Below are 256 nucleotides of genomic sequence, written 5' to 3' on the forward strand. Positions count from 1 at the left end.
CTGCACGTCTGCCTCGTCCGGCCAGGCGCCGATGCCGGCCTGCGCCAGTTGCCGCCAGGGGAACAGCGGGCCGGGATCCTGTTTGCGCTGCGGTGCGATGTCGCTGTGCCCCACCACGTCCTGCGGCTGGATGCCATAGCGTTGGATGATATCGCGGCTCAGCGGGATCAGCACGGCGATCTGCTCCGCCGTATAAGGCTGCCAATGGGTGAACAGCATGCTGCGGGTGAACCCCTTGTTGACGATTTCAATGCCG

1 protein-coding gene is annotated in these 256 nt (G+C 65.2%); it reads right to left on the reverse strand.

The features are described 5' to 3' along the window. A partial coding sequence (locus ACYYG1_RS17650; RefSeq protein WP_461211636.1) for an N-acetylmuramoyl-L-alanine amidase occupies nt 1–256 on the reverse strand: 256 nt, incomplete at both ends.

Source organism: Desulfocurvus sp. DL1XJH-121 (assembly GCF_054819825.1).